Raw genomic sequence first — 1,098 nt, 5'->3', positions numbered from 1 at the left:
GTGGTTTCGCCCTTTGTTTCCTCCTATGTTAATATCTGCATAGACAGGTTCTGCTGCTTTTTGGGGGGAGCGCCCACCATGTGCACCCATGTTAACTTCTGCGTAGACAGTTTCTGCTGGTTGTTGAGGGCTTTGCCCTTTGTGTTGTTTATTAACCGTTGCATAAAGGGCTTCTTGGTTAACTTGTGGAGAAGAGGATGGATAATTCTTTTTCATATATGTTCCTTTCAAGAATTGTTTTAGAGAACTTCTTTGGCGCCTCTCCACCTTTATGCTTCGATAGCTTTAATACGAAGGAGGATGTCCATTTGAATGATCTCCAAAGATCCTTCGCTATTCGTGGTTATCGTAATCGATATTTATGTCTTTTATACAGTTTTTTTATGAAATTTTATCAATAAGTTAAATAAAATTATGGGGGCTATTTTGATGAAACTTTTCCGTAACATTGCACAAAAAATTTTAGCGCAATCCCTATAAAATGAATTGCGCTAAGAGATCAGATAAAAATTTATGTAACTTACATCGCAAAAGCCATTCCTTTTCCGCTTTCATGTCTGCTGCGTGGTTGCACTTCGCGCTGTGGGGAAGTATGGCGTTCTTCTCCGGCATGTTGATGATGATGTCTGTGTGCTCTTTCTGAAGATTCTCCTCTTTCAGGGCTTTGTTGTTTTGCTTGATCACGTGTAAAATCTTTGTGTAGTTTTTGTACAGTTTCTACATGCTTATCAAGAGCTGCACAAAGGGAAATAAAACCTTCTTCAGCTTCCCTGCGTTGTGAGGATTTCACGCCAAGTACTTTTTGACCCGCAAGTTTATTTACACCTTCAGGATTTGCTGCAACTTCCCATGTGATTAGTTCTCCTTTCTGAGGATTATCAAGAATCTGAGCAAGCTGGTTATTCAAAGCATGTTCGTTACCATAAACAACTTTGCACCATTTTTGGACTTCTGTTACACCATATTGGAAGTTTGTATTTTGTAAAAGCTTTGAAGTAACTTCATCTTTCGGGGATCTAGGAGGGGTTGCATTTTCTGTACCCAATCCGTCGTAGATAGGATTTTCTTGTTGTATGGAGTCTTGCCCCCCATATGCCC

The 1,098-nt window shown here is 39.8% G+C and carries 1 protein-coding gene and 1 pseudogene; both read right to left on the bottom strand.

Annotated features, from left to right (window positions below; all coding sequences use genetic code 11):
- Positions 1-216 (bottom strand): annotated as a pseudogene (locus tag MCO_RS11325) (BepD protein); the annotation flags it as partial.
- A 304-nt stretch (positions 217-520) separates the two neighbouring features.
- A partial coding sequence (locus MCO_RS07790) for a BID domain-containing T4SS effector (protein WP_007553636.1) occupies positions 521-1,098 on the bottom strand: 578 nt, incomplete at its 5' end.

Source organism: Bartonella sp. DB5-6, from assembly GCF_000278115.1.
Classification (GTDB): domain Bacteria; phylum Pseudomonadota; class Alphaproteobacteria; order Rhizobiales; family Rhizobiaceae; genus Bartonella; species Bartonella refiksaydamii.
Note: the sequence above shows the minus strand (reverse complement) of the source record. Positions and strands in the feature narration are given on the sequence as shown.